This is a genomic window from Psychrobacillus sp. FSL H8-0487 (assembly GCF_038008385.1).
GTDB classification, from domain to species: Bacteria; Bacillota; Bacilli; order Bacillales_A; family Planococcaceae; genus Psychrobacillus; species Psychrobacillus psychrotolerans.
On sequence record NZ_JBBOZA010000001.1, the window covers coordinates 2,895,938 to 2,920,430 of the forward strand.

27 protein-coding genes are annotated in these 24,493 nt (G+C 35.7%); 9 read left to right on the forward strand and 18 right to left on the reverse strand.

Annotation, left to right across the window (positions count from 1 at the left end; genetic code table 11):
- Nucleotides 1-30: 30 nt before the first annotated feature.
- From MHI47_RS14790 to MHI47_RS14820, 7 genes are all read right to left on the reverse strand, one after another.
- Complete coding sequence (locus MHI47_RS14790) at nt 31-435, reverse strand: HIT family protein (protein WP_340831333.1); 405 nt, start codon at nt 433-435, stop codon at nt 31-33.
- A gap of 575 nt (nt 436-1,010) precedes the next feature.
- Nucleotides 1,011-1,841: a GNAT family N-acetyltransferase gene (locus MHI47_RS14795; protein WP_340831334.1), complete on the reverse strand. Its 831-nt coding sequence runs from the start codon at nt 1,839-1,841 to the stop codon at nt 1,011-1,013.
- Nucleotides 1,842-2,346: 505 nt separating this feature from the next.
- Entirely contained in the window at nt 2,347-4,278 is a 1,932-nt protein-coding gene (locus MHI47_RS14800; protein ID WP_340831335.1) for an ABC transporter permease, read from the reverse strand.
- A complete protein-coding gene (locus MHI47_RS14805; RefSeq protein WP_340831337.1) occupies nt 4,250-5,023 on the reverse strand; it encodes an ABC transporter ATP-binding protein in 774 nt (257 codons plus the stop codon). The genes MHI47_RS14800 and MHI47_RS14805 overlap by 29 nt, the downstream gene beginning before the upstream one ends.
- On the reverse strand, nt 4,983-6,029 hold the full coding sequence (locus MHI47_RS14810; protein WP_340831338.1) for a sensor histidine kinase: 1,047 nt from the start codon (nt 6,027-6,029) through the stop codon (nt 4,983-4,985). Before MHI47_RS14810 ends, MHI47_RS14805 begins: the two co-directional genes overlap by 41 nt.
- Before the next feature lies 1 nt (nt 6,030).
- The gene (locus MHI47_RS14815) at nt 6,031-6,735 is read right to left on the reverse strand and encodes a response regulator transcription factor (RefSeq protein WP_340831339.1); all 705 of its coding nucleotides are present in this window, start codon (nt 6,733-6,735) and stop codon (nt 6,031-6,033) included.
- Between the two features lie 81 nt (nt 6,736-6,816).
- Entirely contained in the window at nt 6,817-7,809 is a 993-nt protein-coding gene (locus tag MHI47_RS14820) for a lipoate--protein ligase (protein ID WP_340763257.1), read from the reverse strand.
- 122 nt (nt 7,810-7,931) lie between these two features.
- Here MHI47_RS14820 and yhfH point away from each other — a divergent pair, with 122 nt between their 5' ends.
- Nucleotides 7,932-8,057 carry a protein YhfH gene (yhfH, locus tag MHI47_RS14825; protein ID WP_340763258.1) on the forward strand — a complete coding sequence of 42 codons (126 nt, stop codon included), beginning with the start codon at nt 7,932-7,934 and terminating at the stop codon, nt 8,055-8,057.
- Between the two features lie 184 nt (nt 8,058-8,241).
- Here the strand turns inward: yhfH and MHI47_RS14830 are convergent, their stop codons facing one another.
- The 8 genes from MHI47_RS14830 to hemE form a co-directional block, all read right to left on the reverse strand.
- The gene (locus tag MHI47_RS14830) at nt 8,242-10,431 is read right to left on the reverse strand and encodes a YhgE/Pip domain-containing protein (protein ID WP_340831340.1); all 2,190 of its coding nucleotides are present in this window, start codon (nt 10,429-10,431) and stop codon (nt 8,242-8,244) included.
- A gap of 67 nt (nt 10,432-10,498) precedes the next feature.
- The gene (locus MHI47_RS14835) at nt 10,499-11,068 is read right to left on the reverse strand and encodes a TetR/AcrR family transcriptional regulator (protein WP_340769966.1); all 570 of its coding nucleotides are present in this window, start codon (nt 11,066-11,068) and stop codon (nt 10,499-10,501) included.
- 91 nt (nt 11,069-11,159) lie between these two features.
- Nucleotides 11,160-11,624: a FixH family protein gene (locus MHI47_RS14840; RefSeq protein WP_340831341.1), complete on the reverse strand. Its 465-nt coding sequence runs from the start codon at nt 11,622-11,624 to the stop codon at nt 11,160-11,162.
- A gap of 5 nt (nt 11,625-11,629) precedes the next feature.
- Nucleotides 11,630-13,015, reverse strand: a complete 1,386-nt coding sequence (locus tag MHI47_RS14845) for a sensor histidine kinase (protein ID WP_340831342.1) — start codon at nt 13,013-13,015, stop codon at nt 11,630-11,632.
- Nucleotides 13,012-13,683 (reverse strand): response regulator transcription factor, encoded by a 672-nt coding sequence (locus MHI47_RS14850; protein WP_340831343.1) that lies wholly within the window; start codon nt 13,681-13,683, stop codon nt 13,012-13,014. The genes MHI47_RS14845 and MHI47_RS14850 overlap by 4 nt, the downstream gene beginning before the upstream one ends.
- A complete protein-coding gene (locus MHI47_RS14855) occupies nt 13,683-14,618 on the reverse strand; it encodes a YncE family protein (RefSeq protein WP_340831344.1) in 936 nt (311 codons plus the stop codon). Before MHI47_RS14855 ends, MHI47_RS14850 begins: the two co-directional genes overlap by 1 nt.
- A gap of 138 nt (nt 14,619-14,756) precedes the next feature.
- Nucleotides 14,757-15,686, reverse strand: coding sequence for a ferrochelatase (hemH, locus tag MHI47_RS14860; RefSeq protein WP_340831345.1), 930 nt, complete (start codon nt 15,684-15,686; stop codon nt 14,757-14,759).
- A gap of 17 nt (nt 15,687-15,703) precedes the next feature.
- Nucleotides 15,704-16,756 (reverse strand): uroporphyrinogen decarboxylase, encoded by a 1,053-nt coding sequence (gene hemE, locus MHI47_RS14865; protein WP_093538605.1) that lies wholly within the window; start codon nt 16,754-16,756, stop codon nt 15,704-15,706.
- Nucleotides 16,757-16,956: 200 nt separating this feature from the next.
- Between hemE and MHI47_RS14870 the strand changes: the two genes are divergently transcribed.
- Nucleotides 16,957-17,451 carry an antibiotic biosynthesis monooxygenase family protein gene (locus MHI47_RS14870; RefSeq protein ID WP_340831346.1) on the forward strand — a complete coding sequence of 165 codons (495 nt, stop codon included), beginning with the start codon at nt 16,957-16,959 and terminating at the stop codon, nt 17,449-17,451.
- 295 nt (nt 17,452-17,746) lie between these two features.
- Here the strand turns inward: MHI47_RS14870 and MHI47_RS14875 are convergent, their stop codons facing one another.
- Complete coding sequence (locus MHI47_RS14875) at nt 17,747-18,943, reverse strand: ABC transporter permease (RefSeq protein WP_340831347.1); 1,197 nt, start codon at nt 18,941-18,943, stop codon at nt 17,747-17,749.
- The gene (locus tag MHI47_RS14880; protein WP_340831348.1) at nt 18,936-19,676 is read right to left on the reverse strand and encodes an ABC transporter ATP-binding protein; all 741 of its coding nucleotides are present in this window, start codon (nt 19,674-19,676) and stop codon (nt 18,936-18,938) included. Before MHI47_RS14880 ends, MHI47_RS14875 begins: the two co-directional genes overlap by 8 nt.
- Nucleotides 19,677-19,797: 121 nt before the next feature.
- Between MHI47_RS14880 and MHI47_RS14885 the strand changes: the two genes are divergently transcribed.
- From MHI47_RS14885 to MHI47_RS14910, 6 genes are all read left to right on the forward strand, one after another.
- Entirely contained in the window at nt 19,798-20,223 is a 426-nt protein-coding gene (locus tag MHI47_RS14885; protein WP_093538601.1) for an HIT family protein, read from the forward strand.
- A 119-nt stretch (nt 20,224-20,342) separates the two neighbouring features.
- Nucleotides 20,343-20,867, forward strand: a complete 525-nt coding sequence (locus tag MHI47_RS14890) for a tryptophan transporter (RefSeq protein WP_093538600.1) — start codon at nt 20,343-20,345, stop codon at nt 20,865-20,867.
- Between the two features lie 227 nt (nt 20,868-21,094).
- Nucleotides 21,095-21,466 (forward strand): YtxH domain-containing protein, encoded by a 372-nt coding sequence (locus tag MHI47_RS14895; protein ID WP_340831349.1) that lies wholly within the window; start codon nt 21,095-21,097, stop codon nt 21,464-21,466.
- A 175-nt stretch (nt 21,467-21,641) separates the two neighbouring features.
- Nucleotides 21,642-22,175, forward strand: coding sequence for an HTH-type transcriptional regulator Hpr (locus MHI47_RS14900; RefSeq protein ID WP_093538598.1), 534 nt, complete (start codon nt 21,642-21,644; stop codon nt 22,173-22,175).
- Between the two features lie 106 nt (nt 22,176-22,281).
- On the forward strand, nt 22,282-22,818 hold the full coding sequence (locus tag MHI47_RS14905; RefSeq protein WP_340831350.1) for a DUF3267 domain-containing protein: 537 nt from the start codon (nt 22,282-22,284) through the stop codon (nt 22,816-22,818).
- A gap of 79 nt (nt 22,819-22,897) precedes the next feature.
- Nucleotides 22,898-23,083 (forward strand): hypothetical protein, encoded by a 186-nt coding sequence (locus tag MHI47_RS14910; RefSeq protein ID WP_090570160.1) that lies wholly within the window; start codon nt 22,898-22,900, stop codon nt 23,081-23,083.
- 112 nt (nt 23,084-23,195) lie between these two features.
- Here the strand turns inward: MHI47_RS14910 and MHI47_RS14915 are convergent, their stop codons facing one another.
- Complete coding sequence (locus MHI47_RS14915; RefSeq protein ID WP_090570162.1) at nt 23,196-23,306, reverse strand: YjcZ family sporulation protein; 111 nt, start codon at nt 23,304-23,306, stop codon at nt 23,196-23,198.
- A 139-nt stretch (nt 23,307-23,445) separates the two neighbouring features.
- Between MHI47_RS14915 and MHI47_RS14920 the strand changes: the two genes are divergently transcribed.
- Nucleotides 23,446-24,396 carry a peptidylprolyl isomerase gene (locus tag MHI47_RS14920; protein WP_093538596.1) on the forward strand — a complete coding sequence of 317 codons (951 nt, stop codon included), beginning with the start codon at nt 23,446-23,448 and terminating at the stop codon, nt 24,394-24,396.
- The last annotated feature ends 97 nt before the right edge of the window (nt 24,397-24,493 follow it).

A 24,493-nucleotide genomic window follows, 5' to 3' on the forward strand; every position in this document is an offset into this window, starting at 1 on the left:
ACTCCTTCTTGAAGTAAAGCACCCGTTAGCTTAATAATTTTTCCTTTTATTATCAGCAATTTTAAACATATATCTAATACCTTTACCTGCAAGTGGTTCATCTTCATACCTTGGTAATACATGAAAATGAGAATGAAATATATGTTGTCCTCCAATCTCGCCACAATTCCATCCGAGGTTATATCCTTGGGGATTATACCTTTCATCCAAGTAATTTTTTGCATCTTTAAGAAGTGTATAGGTTGCATTCCATTCTTCTATTGTTAAGTCAAATGCAGTTTCCCTATGTTTTTTAGGTACAATTAGCCCAGCACCTTCAAGTTGAATACCTTTCTCTTGTGCTTGTTCTAACTGCAAAAACATACAATACTCGTTGCTTAAAATGACTTTTTGGGTTGGTTCTAATTCCAGATTACAAAATATACAATCTTTCATTCAAATCTCCTTCTCCCCGTTCGTTATTTTCTGTTTTTATTTTAACTTTGTTATTACACTAACCTGCCGCTTTAGTTCAATAAGAAAAAGGCTTTACCCCTTCTTCAAGTAAAGCACCCGTTAGCCATCCATGCAGCCCCAAAAAGCTGCACCACAGAGGATGAAAATTGTTGCAGAGTGGGTATAGATTAGTATGGCTGGCGAAGAAGGTCGATGAACTATGGTGCCTTAGAGCCCTCCAACGACCACGGTGCATCACAGACTGTCGCACTCTATATGAGTAGCACTCATGGGAGATTAATCCTACTCTGGTTTTTGCACCAGCCTGCCTTTATTCTTACAAGAATGGAGTGATTATTGATTTACCTTTTAACACAAAACTCAATATAAGCATTCTGAAGGCTCAGCCTTTTTTTAAAAAAGCAATTTCTGAGTCTCTTTTGTTATGCAATTTTGTATATTTTGAGCATTTTTTAATTTTCATGGGAGTTGAATAAGAATAGTAAAGCTTATTTAACAATAAAGCCAGATAGGAACATCATCAAATCAAATTTTTTCAACCTATAAATGAATAATTAATCGAGCGGAAAATAATAGCCAACATAGCTAAATACATTGCTGAATCCAATATTTTCTGCAACTGCAACAGAGGGAGTGTTCTTCTCCATACAATCCCAATACGGAACCTTATTATTCTCCAAACAATCTTTAACAAAACTGTGAGCTACTCTTTGAGCTAATTTTTTTCCCTGATGGGTCTCTAATGTTTCAATATCAATGCAGTGTACTTTTCCAACGACAAAACCTGAAAAACAAACACTAACAATTTCATTTTTATAAACAATACAATAACCCAATCCACTATTAAAGAAACTCTCAGGTGAGGACCAAAACTCTAATATTTTTGATTGTAAAAATTCAATGTTTGTTATTGAGTTATTCTTATTTTCAAAGAGAGTATTACAGATTTTTATAACCTTATATTCTTGTTCGATTGCAGGTTTGTAATTACCTTTATAATCAGCCTTATGTAAGATATAAACCCTTTGATTCCAACTCTCTAATTTACGATGTTCAAAAACTCTTTCAATAATGTTATTCCATTTTTCGTGATTGCCGACTCCTTCAAACCATTTTAAATGGACCTTTTTTGCTTCTGATGCGATTACATTGCTAATAAAATGGTTTAATTCATTATTAAATACTTCATTTTGCTCACTTCCAAAAAATATAAATCCATCATTATTTCCTAACCAAATAAGCCCAGACACAGGATTATTAATATCATCTACAAAAATACGGCCCGGATTTATATTTTCAACAATTGCTAATGCTTCTAATTGCCCTTGTTCATTTAACAATTTTCTACACTTACTAAATTCAGATTTATCTAATTCGAATATCATATACATCCCCTACACCTTCATATTTATAGGTAAAATAAATATTTCAATTTATATACACTAAAACTCCTAATTTCCCTTTATCCATTTAATTCGATTTTAAGACAACTAAAACCTTTATAATACTAAACTTTTATTTAACAATCTGGCCTAATTGTGAACTAAACTGACGCTTTAAAGGCTTTACTCTTGAAGTAAAACACTCAATTAGTTGATTATGTGGTTTGTGTGTTTATTGCTAGTATTTTATAAAAAAAATGATTATTTCGGAAAGCGAATCTTCAACTAAACTGCTGCGTTAGTTTAAGTACATTCTTTCACAAACTTTTAGATGCAGGTAAAAACCATAATGCTTTACTAAAAATCAATCTTTACCTTTAACATAGTCTTTATTTTTATATACAAATGGCACCGCACTAGCGGTGCCATTTAATTTAATATACATTTTCATTTACATTGCACTTCTTGCGATAATTAACACCAATCGATAACCTTTAAACCTTCCTTTTTACTGAATATGAGCAATGTATCTCCAACGGATCAAAAAGAAATAAGAAACTTGAATTATCGTAAACGCTATTAACACGAGTAACATTTCCATCGCTATTGAAACGGCAGCTAGATCAACCCAAAAGGCTTGTAAAAACATAAATGAAAATGTACTATGCACCATAGCCAATCCCCAGGGCAAGAAAAACTGAGGGATTAACTGACGATTTACGATTTTCACTAGCTCTCTATCCGTAACACCCATTCTCCGAAGTACATCATATTGTTTTTTGTCACGCTCAAGATCTGTATAAAGTTTAAAGTAAACAAAACTGCCAGCTGCAAGCAACAATACCGCTGCTACCAGTAGACCTGTAAATAACAATAAAGAAAACGTTGCCTGGATAAGTGAATAATTTAAACCAGGATTGGAGAAATAGAAGGAGTTGGGATTTGTATTTGAAGTACCCATGGACTGTGTCATAATTCTATCTAAATCTGTTCCAACATCCTTGGTCCGAAGCCACTCAGAAACGTGAAAAGCATAATAGGTTATGTTAGATTCCCTCAAGCCATGCCCGTATAAAGGCTCGGTTATAAGTCCATAATCCTCATCACTAATGATTAATGATTTATCTCCAAGAGCAAGTGAAGGGAAAATCACCTGTTTATAGACTCCTTTAATTTGAATTGGTACATTACTTTCTTCTAACACTGTTTGCTCATCTTCTGTTCTTATCTCTTCAGAGGCCTCACGCTTATTCGGAATGACCAATGCTTCCCCATTTTGAAGGTCAATCAATGGCATCTTCAATGCAACCGCCAAACTATTCACTTCTGATTCCTTTATAAGATTTACACGGCTACGTAAATTGGAGGAAGTTTGTTTTTTTACGGTGAACTTAACCAACTCGTAAGATAACCCTTCCTTTTGGAGTTCCTGAGATAATTTCATCACATGTTCTTCTTCAAAAGGATTGTCCCAATTACTAGTGTAAAAAATACTAATCGGGTTCATCTCCCGATATTGCGCTGTAAAAGATGTAAACGAAGTCACGACTCCAACCGAAAGAAAAGCTAAAGTCGAAACAAGCGTTACTATAAAAAACATTCGAGCATTTTCTCTAATTTTTATAGAAGCTTCTGCAAAAGCTATTAATCGGAAAGAATGCCAATATAAATTCTTACGCTTTCGTATAACTCCTAAAATATACAAAATACTGTCGGTATAGAACAGATATGTACCTATAAAAGCCAGTATAATAATGACAACGCTCAGGTAAACCTTAAGTTGAAATAGTGAAAATATAACTAAACTATAAGCCGTTAAAAGTAGCAATAACCCTAAAACTGCTCTTCCCTTGCTATAACTCTCCTGTTCATTTTGCTTACTATATCCTTTCAACAATTGAATAATATTCTTTTTACGAATAAATACTGAACTACCAAACGAAATAATAATATACAAAGATAAAAATACAAGTATAGTTAATGTAAAGGGTTTCCATGACATATATAGCGGCAGACTATCTAGTAAAAACATTTCACGAATAACCATAAAGAAAAATTTTGAAAAGGCAAATCCGAAAAAGATACCTACAGATGTGGATACAACGCCTAAAATCATTGTCTCTAAAAAAATCATCCGATTCAGCTGACGCTTGTCCATTCCTAAGTTAAGAAGCACTCCAAATTCATGCGACCGTGCCTCTAAAAAAGCGCTCATCGAGTAAAACAAAAAAAACAAAGTAAATATTATTAGAATTACCTGTGCAATGAACATTCCACCAAATGCAATATTTTGCAAAAATTGATCTTCAATATTAGGGTGAAACATTAACATAGAGTAAACAAAAAATACTAAAACTGAAAAAATACTAGCTAGTAAAAATGCAGCATATACCCGCGCATTTCGAATGACATTATGATAAGCGAATTGTTGAAAGGTCATTTACATTTCCACCTAGTAAAGATAAGACATTTAAAATACGTTGAAAGAACGTTTGTCTGCGGTCATCTTTATAAATTTCATTAAAATACTCGCCGTCTTTTATAAATAGAACTCGATCACAATAACTCGCAGCAATCGGATCATGTGTCACCATAATGATGGTCGTTTTACTTTTTTTGTTTACATTAGATAGTAGTTCTAATACATCTTTAGCAGCTTTTGAATCTAGATTTCCAGTTGGTTCATCTGCCAGTATGATGGAGGGCTCATGTATTAATGCTCGTCCAATAGCAGTTCTTTGCGCCTGTCCGCCTGAAATTTCAAATGGGCGCTTTTCTAAAATAGAGATTAGGTCAAGCTGTTCCGCAATCTTATTAACTTTCTGTTTCATGACATTTACCGGCTGACCATCTAAAGTTAGAGGTAAGACCATATTCTCTTCCACTGTTAACGCAGGAAGTAAATTAAAATCCTGAAATACAAAGCCAAGCTGTCTTCTACGGAATAGGGACAGGTCATTGCTTTTCAACTGCAATGGATCCAGACCGTTGATCATTATATCTCCAGAAGTCGGGCGATCTATTGTTGATATTAGATTTAGTAATGTTGTTTTGCCACTCCCTGAAGGTCCCATAACTGCTAGAAACTCACCCTTTTCAACCTCGAAGCTCAGTTGATTGATCGCTAGATGCGCTACTTTTCCTTCATAAACCTTCGTTATTTCTTCCAGCATCAATATCGACATCGAACTCACCTCGTTCTGTAGATTCATGTTGTTCAAAAATAATAGATACAGTAGTTCCATCTCCAACAGTGGATGTGATTTGAAGCTCATGTCCTAACCTGTGACAAATTTCTTGAGCCAAATATAATCCCATGCCAGTAGATTCTCCCGTTTTCCTTCCATTTTCTCCAGTGAAGAAGGCTTTCGTTACCCTTTTCATGTCAGAGCCAGGAATACCAATCCCCTCATCTCGCACGGACAAAATTACTTGGCTATGTTCAAAGGTAGTTTCAAAGTATACCTTTTTGTTTTCTTCAAATGTATATTTAATAGCATTTGTTATAAATTGAGCTATTACAAATCGTAACCATTTTGAATCCGAAGTAATCACACATTCTTCTGCAATCGAAATGACTGGGAACACATGACTTCCTATAAACAAACGCTTATTACTCGAAACTACTTCGGTAACAAGTTGCTTTATATCAATTTGTTCAATTTGCATATCTTCTTCAAATGTATCTAATCGTGCGTTCATCAGAACTGCTTCTAGACCACGCTTCAGACGATCCATTTCCTCCGAAACACCAACTGCATCAACTTGATCATTCCCTTGCGTCATTAACTCGATAACGGAAATAGGTGTTTTCATCTGATGCACCCAACTATTCATAAATTGGAGATGTCTATTTTGCCTCGCATATAAAAGCTGTACTTCTTTTTGATATAGACGGTAAATATGCTGCAAGTACGTCTCTACTTGTTTGATCTCTGCGGACTGCGACTCTCGTTGTAAGACACCCTCTATTTCAGTAGGTACAGAAAGAATCTTTTTATAAAATGCATACTTTTTTACAAATAAGGTCCCTAAAAAGGTCATTGTCAATATACTCGTAATAACTATAGAATACACTGCAGTATCAACATTTCGGAAGCCATCTAGCCAATACAATAGCATGACAAATAATACTAATAAAACCTGAAACACTAAAAAAACTAAATGCTCCTTTATGAACAATCGAATCATATTATGACTCCTCCGGGCTTAGGATTAATCTATATCCCGCTCCTCTTACCGTCTCAATCGTTGATATAACCTTATAGTCACTTAACTTTTTTCGAACTCTTGTCATATTTACATTTAATGTATTCTCATCCACGAATGACTGGTCATCCCACAGCTCCTCTAGTAGCTGCTCTCTGGTCACAAGCTTCGGATGATTGCGTAACAATAATTCCAATATTGTACACTCTTTCTTTTGAAGCGGAATTTCACCATTGGGCGTATGTAACTCCATACGCTCCATATAAAGTTGGAGCCTGCCAACCTTCACAACTCTTTCTTCCTGCTTTGCAGCATATTCACCATACGTTCGTCTCAAATGACTTCTTATTTTAGCTAAGACGATTTCATAGTGAAAAGGCTTCGTGATAAAATCATCTCCACCATTTTCTAGAGCGAAAATTTGATCCATTTCTCCAGATCTCGCGGAAACAAATATAATCGGACAAGTCGTCAATTGACGCAATTGGCGACACCAATAATAGCCATCATAGGACGGTAAATTTATATCTAGTAAAACAATATGTGGATCAAATGCAGTAAACTCCTCTACTATTTGATCGAAGTTCTCTATAGTATGTACCTCATAATGATATTTCCTTAAAGTATCTGCAAGCAAAGATGCAATTTTTCGGTCATCCTCTACTACTAACACACGATGCGTTGTCACAAATATCCTCCTCCACAAAAACAGTTCTTACTTTATCATATCAAAAAAGAGCCCAACATACGTCAGACTCTCTTCCATTTATCAATAAATTAATTGAACAAGCTCTTCTTTTGTTATACCACCGAAGTATTTAGGTACGTCTACGTTTGCTAACGCCGCTTCTATGCCTTCTTTGCTATATGGTTTGCCAGTTAGTAGCTGTTCTACTTCCGCCATATCACCTACACCGAAGAAGTCGCCGAAGATTTTCACTTCTTCCATCATTCCTCTATTTACATCTAAACGCACATCTACTCCACCTACTGGGAAGCGATGTGAATGTTTCATATTAAATTTAGGTGATTTACCGTAATTCCAATCCCATTGCTGGTAACGCTCTTCTGAAAGCTTGTGGATATTTTCCCAGTCCTGCTCTGTTAACTCCCAATACTGGATATTTTCTTCTCCTTCAAAAATAGAAGCAAGAATTTCTAAACGGAACTGTTCGATTGTCATAGGATTATCTAACAGCTCATTAATGTTTGTTACGCGACTTCGTATAGATTTAATACCTTTAGATTCAATTTTTTCTTTACTTACTTTTAAAGCTGATACAACAGCATCTATATCTGTATCAAACATTAATGTTCCGTGGCTGAACATTCGGCCACGAGTAGAGAATTGTGCATTGCCAGAGATTTTTTTACCTTCTGCCAAAATATCATTTCTTCCAGATAGCTCTGCATTTACACCCATTTTTGCAAGTGCCTCTATAACAGGCAAAGTGAACTTTTTAAAGTTACGGAAGCTTTCTCCATCATCCTTTGTTAAAAAGCTATAATTCAGGTTTCCTAAATCATGGTACACAGCTCCACCACCTGAAAGTCTTCGAACAGGAATAATCCCATTTTTCTCTACAAAATCAGTATTTATTTCTTCCACCGTATTTTGGTTTCTTCCAATAATAATGGAAGGCTGATTTATGTAAAACAGAAGAAAAGAATCCTTTTCTATGTCCATTGTGTTTAATGCATATTCCTCAATTGCTAAGTTAATGCGTGGATCTGTAATTCCTTTATTATCTATAAAATACATGTCCATCTCTCCTTTAACATTATTTTATCAAAATTTCAGATAATATGTTGACAAATTGAACTGTGTTATAATACACTGATAATAATAAAACCAGTTATATAACAGATGGAGGTGGAACAACTATGTTAGAAAACGTACTTGAATTTTTCCGTAACCTACCCGCGAAGAAATGCGCTACCTGTGGTGACACAATTGAAGAACAACATGAATGCTACGGGAACCACTGTGATAAATGTACAAAACTTTAATAATGGAAAGAACTACCCACTAGAAACCTCCCTTTCTAGTGGGATTTTTTGTTCGTAAAAAGGAACACATATGCAGACACCCCAAGAATGAAATCCTTGGGGTGTTTGCTAGCTTACAATTTAAGTTCACAGGATCTTGCTTTATTCAAAAAAACCCACCTCTTTACGAGATGGGTTAAAAAGTTTAAGCTTCAACTGTTTCTTTAGAGTGGCGTTTTTTGAACATTAGCATGAAGTAACCAAAAGTTAAGGCAAAACATACTATCATAAACCCTAATAATACACTATTAGTTGACCAGAAATTGCTCATGTTTCCTGTTGAAATGGATGCTTTAAAACTTTGGACTGAATAAGTCATCGGTAAGAATTTATTAAAGATTTGTAACGGCTGAGGTATTAGCTCCAATGGGAACGTACCTGCACTAGTTGTCAATTGAAGTATTAAGATGACAATTGCTACAAAGCGACCTGGGTCACCTAGTACTGTTACAAGTAATTGGACAATAGCCAAGTAGGTAAAGCTTGTAATGATTGTTGATAATATGAATAACCCTACACTTTGCGGCTCCAATTTTAAGGCAAACAAAGCGATAGCTACAACTACTAATGATTGTATTATCCCTACTAATGACAATACTGAGATCTTACTGAAAAACCAAGATGATCCGCTTGTAGGCTTAATAGCAGACTGCACGAATGGAAATACGATCGATATTAGTAATGCTCCAACAAATAATCCTAAAGATAAGAAGTATGGTGTAAATCCGGTACCATAGTTTGGTACTTCATTTACTCCTTCGACTTCCACATCTACTGGAGAAGCAACCATTTCGTAGGTTGACTCATTTGCTGATACCTCTTTAGACTTTTCACTAGCATCCTTTAAGCTGGATTGTAAAGTTCCAGTTCCTTCTGCTAATTGTTCTGTTCCCTCCGTTAATTTAGCGGAGCCAGATGCTAACTCTCCAGATTTCTCTGCCAATGTTCCAGTTCCAGTTTTTAACTGATTTGAGCCAGATGCTAACTCATTCAGACCAGCTACTAAACTAGAGGAGCCATTATATGCTTGTTGAATACCTGTTGTAAAATCGCTCATTTTAGATGCAAGTGTACTAGTACCAGTTGCTAAGCTTGCAGAACCCTCTATTAATGCACTAGAAGAGCCATTTAGTTTGGAAATCCCTTGCTGTGCTTGTGTATAACCGGCACTAAGCTGATTTGCCCCGCTACTCACTTGAGTAGTACCTTTTTCTAGTGCAGCTGTACCATTAGCCAGCTTTTCAAGACCCGCTGATACTGTAGAACTACCCGTTTCTAACTGTTTCACTGTTTCAACTAGTTTTGCTGCCTGTTCTGCTGGTAATGACTCAGATAACTGAGTTAACTGTTGAGATAGTGCTTGAATCCCAGCAGTTACCTGAGTAGAACCTTCGGATAACTGATTCGTACTGTTATTAATAGTTGCACTGCTAGACTGTAATGTAGCTAAGGAATTTATTAATTCCTTTTCTTTTTCACTTAATAATTGATAGCTATCATTTAGCTTAGCTACGCCGCTTGTATATGTTTGAATTCCACTATTTAGTTGAGCTGCACCAGTAGCTGTTTGATTGACTCCGTCTGCTAATTGCTTTGAACCACCTGAAAGTGTTGATAGTCCACTATTTAACTCGGTTGAACCAGTTGCAGCTTTCTGTATGCCATTTACAACTGTACTAGTACCATCTTGAAGCTTGATCGTACTGCTGGCCAATTGCTCTAAATAACCTTTTAAGTCAGATGCTCCCGTATTAATCTCTGCAGCACCGTCTTTTAATTTACCAGCTCCATCCGAAGCCTCGGCAAATCCATCTCCCAATTTTGTAATAGAATCAAATAATTGCTCCGCATAGGTTTCAGAGACTTGCTTATTCACCTCTGCACGTATTCGGTCCATTGCAGTTTCCCCAATTTGAGAGGATAGGAAGTTATATCCTTCATTTGCTTTGTATGTTATTACCATCTTTTGGGGCTCTTCATCTAACAATGTTGTTGCATGTTGTGAAAAGTTTTCAGGAATCTCGATTAATAAATAATAGTCCTCATTTACTAATCCTTCATCTGCGTCTTCTTTTGAAACAGAAATAAACTTAAACTGTTCACTTTCCTTTAACTTCTCTGATAGGTCGTCCCCTAACGATAGAGCAGTATCATTATACGTAGCACCTTCGTCTGCATTTACTACTGCTACAGGTAGATCACTTAAGTTTGCATAGGGATCCCAAAATGCCCATAGGAACATTCCTGCGTACATAACAGGTATAAACAATACCGCTATTATAGAAATGAGTAACTTTCTATTTGTGAAAATATTTTTCCATTCTGATTTAATCATTAATATTCCCTCCTAGTACTGTATGACCAATTCGTTCAGTCGGTCAATTTTCTCCAAAAAATAAGTCTCAAATAATGAGACTATGAAAAATGGTATCTTGAAAAAAGTCTGTTATTTCCTTTTCTGTTAACGGTTTTTCGTGTGTTAGATTCCAGTCGTTAACGAACGCCAAATACCCTTTTAATAGTAAGTATGCAACGAGTTCACTATTTACTTGACGAATTTCTCCTGCATCAATATACTTATCAACCTTCTGTTTAATAAAGGAAACAATTGCTTGCTCAATTTGCGCCCTTACCTGTATTACTGCGGGGGTTCTCCATTCCTGTTCCTCTGCAATAATTTTAGCAAACAGTTGGTGAGTGTCCCGGAATTCTAGCATTTTCATCAAAGCGGCATATGCATTTTCTTGGAAAGAAGCTTCTTCATTAATCACTTTTGTCGCTTCCTGTTTCATCTCCGTAATTACACGAAGTACAATTTCTTGAAAAAGTACTTCTTTATTTTCAAAAAAGGTATATATTGTTCCTTTTCCTACATTTGCAATTTTAGCTATTTGCTCCATCGTTGTAGCTTTAAAGCCAAACAAGGAAAAGGATTTAGTTGCAGCTTCTAATATTTCCTGCCTGCGATCCATTCGCTACACCCCAATCTAAAAAAATGACCAGAAAACCGTTTCGGTCATCTAGTCATTATAATACACCCATCTTATTTCATTGGCAAGGTATTTATTCGTGATTCATTTCACTCATTGAATTATCACTATCATCTGGCAATACCTTACTCATATCGGGTTCACCAACAATCAGTTCCTGCTTTGGCATAACATGAAGTCCCCTTGCATTTGTATGAGCAAACATATAATAAACTCCATCATGATCAAATGAATAATTTGCTTCATATACGCCATCTTCTGTTAAATTTCCTTCTATCATATGCCCTTCGTCACGCAAGCCTGATTCCCATACCTCAAATTCAACGCTAGCATCATCCACTGCTTCATCCGATTGCGTTACTTTTGCAGATAAGACAACATCATCTACAGAAAGTGTTTCAGCTGTTTGGATGTCTACTATCACTTCTTCCAGTGTGCCTTCATTATTACTTGTTGATGGACTTTCCGATACTTCTTTATCTCCGCAACCTACAAGTGTCATCGTTGCAAATACTAGAACTGCTAATGTCTTTTTCATAAAAACTATTCCTCCCAAATTGGTAATGTTATATAAACCGTTGTTCCTTTTTCTACTTCACTTGTGAATATTAGCTTGCCTTTTTGCATTTCGATAAGTTGAGAAGCAATGGATAGTCCAAGACCAGTTCCCCCATCTATACGACTTCTAGCCTTATTCACACGATAAAACCTTTCGGTAATACGTGTCAAATGCTCCGGTGCTATTCCACACCCTTCATCTTGAATATGAATAGTTGTGTCATTCTTTGCTAGTTCATTTCCTATTTTGATGGAGGATGAGACAGGCGAATAGTGAATAGCGTTTTCTAAAATATTGATTAATATTTGTTTGGTCATTTGCTCATTAGCTTTTATAATTGTATCCTCGTCTATTGTAACAGTAAACGATATTTGCTTTTTATCTGCTAATGTTTTGACCAGCTGCAATACCTCCCGCACAATCTCCGATAACACTAAAGGCGATATATGAACTTCCTGATGCTGTTCAGAACGTGCTAATGTTAGCAAATCATTTGTCAGTTTCTGCATTCGATTAGCCTCTTGCACAATAAGTGTATAAACCTCTTTTTTCTTTTCTTCTGGAACAAGATGTTGTTCAAATGCTTCCCCATACCCTTTTATATAACTAATTGGCGTACGTAGTTCATGGGATACAATAGATAAGAAATCTCTTTTTTTCTCATCTTCTTCCTGAATAGACGTTGCCATTTGGTTAAAGGTTTTAGCAAGTTCCCCAATTTCGTCGGTCGATTTCACATCAACTCTTGTGTCGTATTTCCCTACTGCCATTTCATTGGCTGCTACTTTTAGCTTATCTAGCGGCACGAGAACTTTTTGCACTGTCTTTAAACTGATCCATGCCATTAAAAGGAGTAGAAGAGATACTGTTATCAATAAAAAAATGACATCCTTCGAAGCCATTTCCGTCATTTTCGTTAATGGTACATAGACATAAATAATTCCTTCTAGCCTATTTTCATCGACTAAAGGATAAATAACGGATACAACTTCTCGGTTAAATCTCTTTTCATAACCTCGTTTAATGACTGCCTCACCTTCAATGAGCTGAGCGCGTTCCTCAGGACCAATTAATGACTCATAGTCTATATCAAAAGGAATACAAGCACTAAGTTCTTTCGGATTTCGTACAGTAAAAACCTCTACGTCCGAAAATCGATTGAAGTCTTCTGTTTGTTTGATGAAGTCATTTGTAACTGCCCCACCCTTGTACGTACCCCGTAAGTTTTCTGCTATCTCTATCATGGAGGTTTCTGTATCTTCTACATAAAGTTCTTCGTATAGAAAATTAGTGAATTTCATTAAGAACACAATCGTGATAGTTATGAACAATAAAAGCAACATCCAAATTTTTACGGATAGTTTTTTCATTCTACTACCTCAAACCGATAACCTATTCCCCACACCGTCTCAATATATTTCCCAGCTTGTTCTCCTAGCTTTAAACGAAGTGTTTTAATATGCGTATCAACAGTACGCGTTCCGCCTTCATAATCCATTCCCCAAATTCGTTCTAATAGCTGCTCTCTGGAAAACGCTTTTCCTTCATATTTCATGAATATATGAAGTAATTCATATTCCTTTAACGTCAGTTGGATTTTTTCATTATTTACTGTAATTTGTCTACTCACTACATCATGTTCAATAATTCCTACTTTATGATGTTCATATGAGTTTATCCCAACTCTACGAAGTATAGCATTTATACGAGCCATCAATTCGATAGCTGTAAATGGTTTGATGACATAGTCATCCCCACCAAGCTTTAACCCTTTGACTAAATCTGTTTTAGCATCCAGTGCAGTTAAAAAGATAATCGGTACTGGAGAAAATGTTCTTATTTTCTCACAAACCTCAAATCCATTCATGCCAGACATCATCACATCTAGCAGTATTAAGTCAATGTTGGACGTTCGCACTTGTTCAATTGCGTCTTCTCCATTATCCGCGTGGAGGACATGATGACCTGCTTGATATAAATGAAGTTCAACTAGCTTGCGCATTTCTCTTTCATCATCTACGACTAATATAGTAGTCATCATTCAATCTCCCTTACGATTAACTGGAATGGACCTTTTCCGACCTGCAGTTTTTGGGTAATCTCTCCAGACTGGATAAAATATAATTGATGATCATCATAACCAGCAAGCACCATACTATCACCAAAGGAGCTTATCCAAAACGGGTTTGCTCCTGCTTTGATAGAGTTTAAAACCTCACCAGTTTCGGATATTTCATAGACTGAACTACTACCGTGACTTACGGTGAAAACATGTCCATTTTTCGCTCTAGCCATATTAATAGGCATTAATGGAACTTCAATTTCACCTATTAGTTCACCAGTATTTATATTCATTCTTTTAATAGAGCGATTAGGACTACTTCCTGCACCGTGGCCGCCTAACCAAAGTTCGTTGTCCTTTATAAATAGACCATGAGAAGAAGTCGGAATCGCCCACTCATCTACTTGTTCTAACTCCATAGATAGTTTAGAGAGGAATTCATCTTTAAAATTGACGACAAAAAGATTATTGCCATCAGAAATCATTGCCATTGGATAATTTCCAGTAGCTTGAGTCTGTATTTTTTCCCCTTTTATATTATAAAGGGAAACTGTATTATCTATAGCATTGGTAATATAGATTTTTTCTTCATATACATACGCATAAGTAGAGCCTTCACCTACGTCAATAGTGGCTACCTGTTTACCTGTTGATAATTCAATGAGCTCTGCCTTTTCAACGGTGTATCCATAAACTAGAAGTAAATTATCTGTTGCTAATGCAAAACCAGTGTAGGCCTCTTCTAGCTCCCATGACTCCATTATTTCAGCTTCATTTGATATAAAGTCTATGCTTCCGTCTAATGTATTCAAGCTAGCAACAAAATCCGTATCCGAGGGGATGGCTGGAAAGCTTGCCTCTGAACACCCTCCTATAAAGCAAAGTAATAAGAGCATATATAACTTTTTCACCTATCCACCCCCATTTCTTTCATTATAACGAGAATATGTGAAAAAAGTTTGAAATAGATTTCAATTTTTTGTTCCACCTAAACACCAAAAAAATTACCCTAAACATCATTCAGATGTCTAGGGTAATTTAGGTAACTATTATTTCAAGTGTTTTAAAACGACATCTGCCATTGCATCGATAAATTGAGGTTGTGCATTTGGCATTTCAGGGCGTACATATGTCGCTTGGATATCATCGCATACTACTTTACATTCATAGTCATTATCGTAAAGAACTTCTAAATGCTCTGCAACGAATCCTACTGGCGTGTAAACAAATGTTGTATATCCTTTTTGTTCGTGTAATTCACGAGTTAAATCTTGTACATCTGGTCCAATCCAAGGCTCAGGAGTTTGTCCAGCACTTTGCCAGCCCACTTCGTAGTTTTCCACGCCTGCTGCTTGTGCAATTAAATCTGCTGTTTCTTGCAATTGGTCGGGATATGGATCGCCTAATTCTTTTATTTTTTCTGGTAATGAGTGAGCTGAAACGATTAAACATGCTTTTTCGCGTTGCTCTTCCGTCATTGCTGCGAATGCTTCGCTTACTCTGTCACTCCAGTATTGGATGAATTTTGGTTCATCGTACCAGCTTTCGATTGAAGTAATTTTAAGGTTACCCAGCTTTTCTGCTTCCTCTTTAATACGACCATTATATGATTTAATAGAGAAAGTAGAGAAATGTGGTGCCAATACCATTGATACTGCTTCTGTAATACCATCTTTATGCATTTCTGCAACTGCATCCTCTAAGAAAGGCTCGATATGTTTTAATCCAATATATAACTTGAATTCAATCTCATCTTGCAATTCATTTAAACGGTCACATAATCCTCTTGCTTGGCTTTCAGTGATTTTAGCAAGTGGGGAAATACCTCCAATTGCTTCGTAACGTCCAGTTAAATCAGCCAGTTGCTCATCACTCGGTTTACGACCATGTCTGATATGTGTATAATATCGTTCAATATCTGCTTCTGAGTAAGGAGTTCCGTAAGCCATTACTAGTAATCCCATTGTTTTTTTCATCATCTTCACCTCATAAAAATTTAGTTTGATTTTGCTGCGATTAGTTCTTTACTATAATCATGAACAAAAGAAGTTAAACGTTTAAGTGTTTCCGGTTCTACTTCTGGGAACACACCGTGTCCAAGGTTAAAGATATGCCCAGGCTGAGCCACACCTTGTTCTACGATAATTTTCGCGCGTTTTTCAATTTCATCCCAACTGCCAACTAAATAAGATGGATCTAAATTCCCCATTAAAGGCTTTGTCAGTCCTTTTGCACGGGCTTCTTCAATAGATAAGCGCCAGTCAATACCGACTACATCAACAGGAAGGTCATGCCATTCCTTCGCTAAGTGGCTAGCACCAACACCAAATGTAATAAGCGGAACGCCTGTTTCACGAAGCTCCGTGAAAATACGTGTCATAACCGGTTTGATGAAAATACGGTAATCTGCTACATTCAAAGCCCCTACCCACGAATCGAATACTTGAATAGCCTTCGCACCAGCTTTTACTTGAGCTTTGATGTAGACAATAATCATATCTGCAAGCTTGTCCATTAATGCAAACCAAGCCTGTGGTTCTGAAACCATAAATGCTTTTGTTTTGTTATAGCTTTTTGAAGGCCCTCCTTCAATCATATAACTAGCAAGAGTGAATGGCGCCCCTGCAAATCCGATTAATGGAACATTTAGCTGCTCAGTCGTTAATAATTTAATCGTATCCAATACAAATGGCACATCATCTTCAGGAGATAAATCCCCTAAGTTTGCTACATCTTGAACTGTACGGATTGGATTAGAAATTACAGGGCCAACTCCATTTTTAATCTTTACATCTACGCCTATTCCAACAAGCGGTGTTACTATATCTTTATACAGAATTGCTGCATCGACGTTGTAATTATCTACTGGTAAACGTGTAACATATGCACAAAGTTCAGGTTCGTGTGTAATTTGCTCTAAAGAATATTTTTCTTTTATTTTTCTGTATTCAGGTTGTGATCTTCCCGCTTGCCTCATAAACCAAACTGGCGTGTGTTCAACTTGCTCTCCACGTGCTGCACGAAGAAGTGTATCGTTAAATTTAGTCATTAAAGGTACCTGCCTCTCATTATATAAACGTACTGTTTTTCCTATACGTTACAACTATAGACGTTCTTTTTTCTAAAGTATAGCCAAACAGTGCATTTGTCATAAATTTGTCCGGAATTCTGTATGATACTTGTGTATTATGTTTTTAAAATCATTAATATGGGAACGATATAAGAAAAGAGAGAAAGGGAGTTAATTTCATGAATTTATATATGACATCCGGGACTCCGGAATTTATGCAATCCATAAAAAAGAAACATCCAAACGAAGAACTCTTCCTATTACATGGAACCGGTAATTCCGTTCTAATCCACGAAACTTCCAATAAAACAGTTTTTCAAGTGCCCAGAAAATATAAAGTGTTAGAATCGGTAGGGAACTTTTCACACAATGGTTACTTCGTTTTACAACATATTCCCATTACAGATGAAGGGAAAACAATTTTCGAGCACAAATACACAAACCTTGGTCCTACTGCGCAAAAAGAACCAGGTTTTATCGCTTTAAGAGTGCTAGAACCTATTAAATCCGAAACATATATCATTTTATCGGAATGGACTGGTCCGAGTAGCTATGAAGTATGGGAAAAAACAGTCAACCTAGATTTTAGTATGATTGCAGATAAACAAAATTTGTTTACAAGCGCACCATATATATCTACTTACCAATCCATAGAAGAAGAGGAAGCTTTTTAAAGCTCCCTCTTTTTTTCTTACCATATAAGAAAGTATATAAAAGTACCGCAAGAACATCGGTTTTACAGGACTTTTTAGAATGAGTCTGATGATTTCCGTTACATGTGGAGAACAAAGGCTAAAGTGCGCCACGTCCTGTGGCAAAGCCTTTGTGACCAACATCCTTTTGGCCTTCGCGGGCGAGGGCGAGCCTGAAGCCGTGCCCATGGAAAGCGTCCGCGCAGCGGACATCAACTGCATACCCAAGTTTCTGTTTTTAAAGGACTAGGTGTCTTTTTGCCTGTATTTTTTTATGTTATATTTTACTTACCCGAAGCGTCAGTTCGGAAATAATGATCATCACAATCGGTATGAACATTAACTCCATTATGAACCCTGCTTGTACTAATATTACGATGAAGACGAAAATTGCCTGAATGAGTTGAATTATTCTTATCAGTTTATCAACAGCTTTTTTTCGTGCACCCTCTTTAATAGGAAACAGTAAATCCATTCGGAATTCTTCTCCTGCCGCTAAAGACTGGCGGAGTTGAATGACCGTAGCAAATGAAAGAGCACTAGTAAAGATGATCGCAACGATTGGAAACGGTATGAAAATGGCCCCGATCATAGCGAGCGCTGTAAGACGAACCCATAAATAGAAATAATCATTTGTACGGACAAATGTACGTACCACTAAATATAATTGTGTGTGTTTTTGTTCATAGGGTGCGAGTTTGTAAAGAATATCAAGCCACTTTCTTCTTTTCGTCATCCCTTGAATATGCGGGACATCTGTAAAGTAATTAGCAAAACGATAAAAACGCATCATACGTGATTGCTCTACTTCAATGAAATGATCAAAAGGAAAAGGTACTTCTGCTTTTTTCTTCTTCCAAGCTATTAAATAGAGTGTTTGAATAATAACGACCGCAAGTAAAAATAAATAGGTACCACTTAGTAAGAAATATAAACCGGCAAACAATAAAATCATTCGCATGAAATAATCTACCCACACATTTTTACCGTTGGATGCCCATCGATATTGGAATTCCGTTTGGATACTCCAATACTTCCAAATAAGGATCGCTCCGAAGAAGAATAATATTTCTTGTGATGTGGAACCAGCTATTCTTGTTAGCAGTGGTATCGACACAACCAAAGCTGCTAACGGTACTATAATGGATGAAAAGAAAGTCCATGTAAGCGCGAGTTTTAAATATTCACCTAGTTTTGTTTCTAATGGAAGAAAGTAAACACTATCTGCTTTTTTCATTAACGTAACTGGCGTACTCAAAGCGAGTAAAATACTCACGATGAATGATACAACTAAAAAGGCGGGAAAATCCTTTGGAGCTGTATTCAACCATTCACTATACGTATACCCGGCTGCCCCAATTACGAATACAATGACAATTGCAATATGCCCAGAAATAATATACTTCAAGTATTTTTGCAATTCATTTATATAAAATATAAACCGTTTACTCCATACTTCACGCAAATTATTCATTTTGTTGTTCCTTCGTCATTTCGATGTAAAGATCATCTAATGTTGCATCAGGCATTTGAAATGCCGCCCGTAAATCGTCCATTGTCCCCTGAGCACGAATTTTCCCGTTATGCAAAAGTAGGATACGATCACAGTATTTTTCTGCAGTAGTCAATATATGTGTGGACATTAATATGGATGCCCCTTCATCTTTTCTTGTTTTCATCTGCTCCAGTAATGATTTAATACCTAATGGATCCAGACCTACAAACGGTTCATCGATAATGAACAATGTTGGATTCACTAGGAACGCACACATAATCATTACTTTTTGTCTCATTCCTTTAGAAAAGTGCGCTGGAAACCAGTTCAATCTTTTTTCCATACGGAATTCTTTCAATAATGCTTCTTTTCTTGCCTCAAAAACAGATTCATCTAAATTGTAGGCCATCGCTGTTAGCTGAAGATGTTCCTTTAACGTCAACTCATCATATAACACTGGCGTTTCAGGTATATAGGAAAACGATGTACGATATTGTGCTGGATCCTCTTTCAATGTTTTACCGTTAAGTAGGATTTCACCCTTTAGAGCGTTCATTGTTCCGATAATATGTTTGATGGTAGTACTTTTACCAGCACCATTCAACCCGATTAACCCTACTAGTTCTCCCTTTTCAATCGAAAAGTTTAAATCATGTAACACAGGCTTTTTTGTATAGCCACCTGTCACGTCTTTGACTTCTAATACAGTCATCTTACGCACCTCACTTCTTATACATAGTTTACCAAAAAAAATTCAAAAAATCTTCTATCATTCCACAGCCTGTCCTATTATATGTTAAACTTTTCATAACGATGAATATGGAGGCTATATGATGAGTGAATGTATTTTTTGCAAAATAATTGATGGTTCTATTCCAAGTGCGAAAATCTATGAAGATGAGTATGTGTATGCTTTCATGGATATAATGCCATTAACAAAAGGTCACACACTAATTATTCCTAAAAATCACAAAGAGAACGTGTATGATTTATCCGAAGAAGAAGCTAGTAACTTATTCAAAGTGGTCCCTAAAATTGCGAGTGCTTTGAAAGAAAGTTTCGGTCCAGTGGGCATGAACCTATTAAATAACAATGGAGCACCTGCCGGTCAGAGCGTATTTCATTTCCATTTACACTTTATCCCGCGTTACGATCAAACAGATGGCTTCCGTCCAACTTGGATCACAAAAGAGAAAACATTTACTCCGGAGATCATCCAAAATTTAGCGGGAGAATTATTTGAAAAATTGAAGAAGTAATTCTTGCTATTACTACATCGAGCAAGTAAAATCATATATAAGTTTCTTGCTAACGATCATGAGGATACGTTAGAGGAAAATAACAAACAGAGCATAGAATAGCTGAGGAGAGATGAGAAATGAATACGAAGAATTTAGTTTTGATGGCCCTTTTAGTAGGTGTCGGAGCAGTACTTTACATTATTATCCCAGGAATTAATGGTGGGATGAAACCAGACTTTATGCTGACAATGATGTTTATAGGAATACTATTATTTCCTAACGTAAAAAGCACATTCTTACTTGGTATTTCAACAGGTGTTATTTCTGGACTGTTTTCTACTTTTCCAGGAGGATTTGTTCCAAATATCATTGATAAAGCAGTAACAGCATTTGTTTTCTTAGGTCTTGTATTATTATTAAACAAATTAGCCAATAAGGTTGCAGTCGGTGTAATCCTTACAGGAATTGGCACACTAATATCAGGTACAGTTTTCTTATCAACTGCTATTTTTGTATTCGGAGCAGGTGCAATTTTCCAGGAATTATTTGTTATTGTAGTAATTCCAGCGATTGCTATAAATGCAATAGCATTCTTCATCATCTATCCGATTATAGGTAAATTGATTAAGCGTACTAGTTTTGAAACAGCCCTAACCGTATAAATATAAGCTAAAAGCTTTCCTTTTCGAAGGAAAGCTTTTTTTCTATAGAAAACTATCTAATTAGCGACATATAAATAAATTTCTAAAGTGATGCTCCGTCCAGACACAAGTGCCTTGCTGCTGTGCAAATTGCCTATCGTGGAGCTTGCCCTTTTGTTATATAAAATAATATGTTTTAATTATCATAAGGTAAGGAATAATACATATAAGCAAAGGAGTGAATTATTATGAAACTAGCACCATTATTTTACGGGTTAGCAACTGGCTTACTAGTTGGGGCTTCTACTGTACTTATGACCACTCCAAAATCAGGTATGGAAGTTCGATCTTCCTTAAAGTCTACCTCTAATGATTTTAGAGACAAGCTTTCGGACATAAAGCTTCAACTAGCAGATGTTAAAAGTTCAATAAACAACTTAACAAATTCTTCAAAAGAAGTAGTACCAAGTACAATTGAAGACCTTAAATCTAGTATTGCCCAATGGAAAAACGAAACTGCACCTCTTCAAGCCCATCTTCAAGCAGAAATTTCGTCTATTCAAGAAGCAATGGCAGATTTAGAAAGTAAGTTACCAAAGAAAAAAGAAGCAACAATATAATTTGAAAGGAGGATATATTCCAAAATGGGATATATCCTTTTTTTATAAACGTTTCACTCTAAAAATTATCCAAAATATTATTATAAAAATAATAATATTTATTAAACTTGTATTCACTCACTTACTTTCTTGCTATAATGTTTTTAAGAAATTAAATACAGAAAGCAGGGTTAACATGGCAGATCAATTTTATACGAAGAAAGAAGCAATGCTTTACAGTCAGCGGATAGCGCAACTATCTAAAGCACTTTGGAAAGCAGTAGAAAAAGATTGGCAATCATGGATAAAACCTTATGACTTGAATATTAATGAACATCATATTTTATGGATATCATATCACCTTAAAGGTGCAACTATTTCTGATATAGCAAAATTCGGAGTCATGCATGTCTCCACAGCATTTAATTTTTCTAAGAAATTAGAGGAACGCGGATTACTTTCATTTTCTAAAAGAGAAACAGATAAGCGAAATACGTATGTAGATGTGACCAAAAAAGGACAGGTACTTTTAGAAGAGATGTATGAAAACTACCATGAGACTCCGCATGCTGTACTGGAAGGCTCTCTCCCTATCAAAGAGGTATATGGCAAATTTCCAGATTTCATGGATGTAACCGCTGTTATTCGCAATATTTACGGGGACGATTTCATGGATATCTTCGAAAGATCATTAAAAAATCTTGAGAGTACAATAGTAGCAAAAGACTAATAATACGAGGTTAATAATCCCCTATAAATAAAGAGGTTGCTTTTTCTATTAAAAAGGATTATCTTATGTATCTAAATTAAATTTATATATATAGGAGTTGCATACCTTGCACTGCTGGAAAACAATTAATGTGAAAAAACAATATGGCTTAGAAAGATTATTTGTTCTTTCTTCTTTAGTAGTAATTATGGTTTTTTCATTTGCATATGCCTTATTAGGAATTATTAATGATACACATAAATCGGATGATTACTTTTGGATTTTTACGATAGCATTTTTGGGTGTTTATCCACTTCATAAAATATTTCATTTTATCCCAATGATTGGACTTAAAGAAAAAATAAAGTTTATTGTCTTTAATCAATTTAAATTTATTCCAACTGTACATTTAAGAATAATAGAACCAATTCAAAAAGGTAGATTTCTTTTCATCTTACTAGCTCCTTTTATTTTCTTAAATGCTTTACTTGTCATAGGAGCGTTAGCAGTTCCTGTTTTTGCACACTATTTTACTATTTTGTTTGCTTACCATTGTGGAATTTGCTTAATCGATTTAATTTATGTAAAAAACTTAAGTAAATCACCTAAGTGCGCTTTAATCGAGGAAACAGATGCAGGGTACGAAATTTTAATAGCGGAATAAAACTATTAACAATATGTAACACTTGTATATCCTCCTCATTGTTTGTTATGCTTAGTCAGTATATGAAGGGAGTCTAGACATGATTATATTCACATTAGTTCTATTCTCAGCATTTTATTTGCTACAAATTAACCGAATGACATATGCTTTAGTAATGTCAAAAGAAATACCGGAAGAGAAACATCCGAAGATTTTTCGTACGATCAATATCCTGATCACGATTCTTCTTGTTTCCTTTTATGTTGAGCTAGTTTACGCAGTTTAAGAGAAAAAAAGTGGACCCAAATCTTCATAAGATTGGGTCATTTCTTTTTTTCACTCTACAAATACGAGAAACTAAGATCGTATTTTAGACGATCTCAGTTTCTCCTATTTAATTAGTAGAGAAACGCTGCGCCTACAATGATCAATAGAATAAATAAAACTACGATCAAAGCAAACCCTGAACCACCGTTATATCCGCCGCCACCGTTATATTGTCCGCTCATTTAAAACACCTCCTTTTCCATGTATCCTATGCGGCATTTTAAATGTTCGGTAGGCAAATGTAAGGGAACTATTTTTGTTTTTATTTCGTTTATGTTATAGTAACTACGGCAACACATAGAAGTTAGGAGAGAATATTTCATGAAAAAAACAGTATTAACATTAACACTTGCAGCATCAGTTCTTGCTTTAGGAGCTTGTAGCGGGGACTCAGACAAAAACAGTGAAGTTATTGCTACATCTAAAGTCGGAGATATTACACAGAATGATTTGTATGAAGAGATGAAATCATCTATCGGCGATCAAGCATTCCAATTGCTAATGATTGAAAAAGTACTTGCAGATAAGTACGAAGTGTCTAAGGATGAAGTAAACACTCAGTTAAAAGCTGATAAAGAGCAGTACGGGGAAAGCTTTGAAGCAATGATTGCTCAACAAGGCTATACTGAAGAATCTTACAAAAAATTCTTAGAACTAAACCTATTGCAAGAAAAAGCTTTAATAGAAGATGTTAAAGTAACAGAAGAAGAAATTAAAGCAGAATATGAAAATATTAAAAATGAAATTAATGCTCGTCACGTATTAGTAGCAGACGAAGAAACAGCGAAAAAAGTTAAAGCTGAATTAGAGTCAGGTAAAGACTTTGCAGAAGTTGCAAAAGAATACTCTACGGAAGAAGCAGCTCAAACAAGTGGCGGAGAACTAGGTTGGTTTGGTAAAGGCCAAATGGTTCCAGAATTCGAAAAAGTAGCATTTGGTTTAGAGAAAAATGTAATATCTGAACCAGTTAAATCGGAATTTGGTTACCACGTTATTGAAGTAACTGATACTCGCACAATTGAGAAATCATATGAAGATAAAAAAGCTGAAATTGAAAAACAATTGAAGTTAGAAAAAGCAGACCAATCAAAATTATTACCAAAAGTGGCTAAAATGATGAAAGACGCTAAAATCGAGATTAAAGATGAGGACTTAAAAACATCATTAGATCAATTTTTAGCAGCTGCTGAAGAACAAAAAACACCAGCTGAAGATGCAGAAGCTAAAACAGACACAACTGAAGATGCTGAGGCAACTGAAGACGAAAAATAAATAACACAAGTAAAAAGGTTGAACATGACTTCAGTTATGTTCAACCTTTTTTATTTTGCTCTCGTTCTTTTTCAGAATCCTATCATTCATGTGAGGA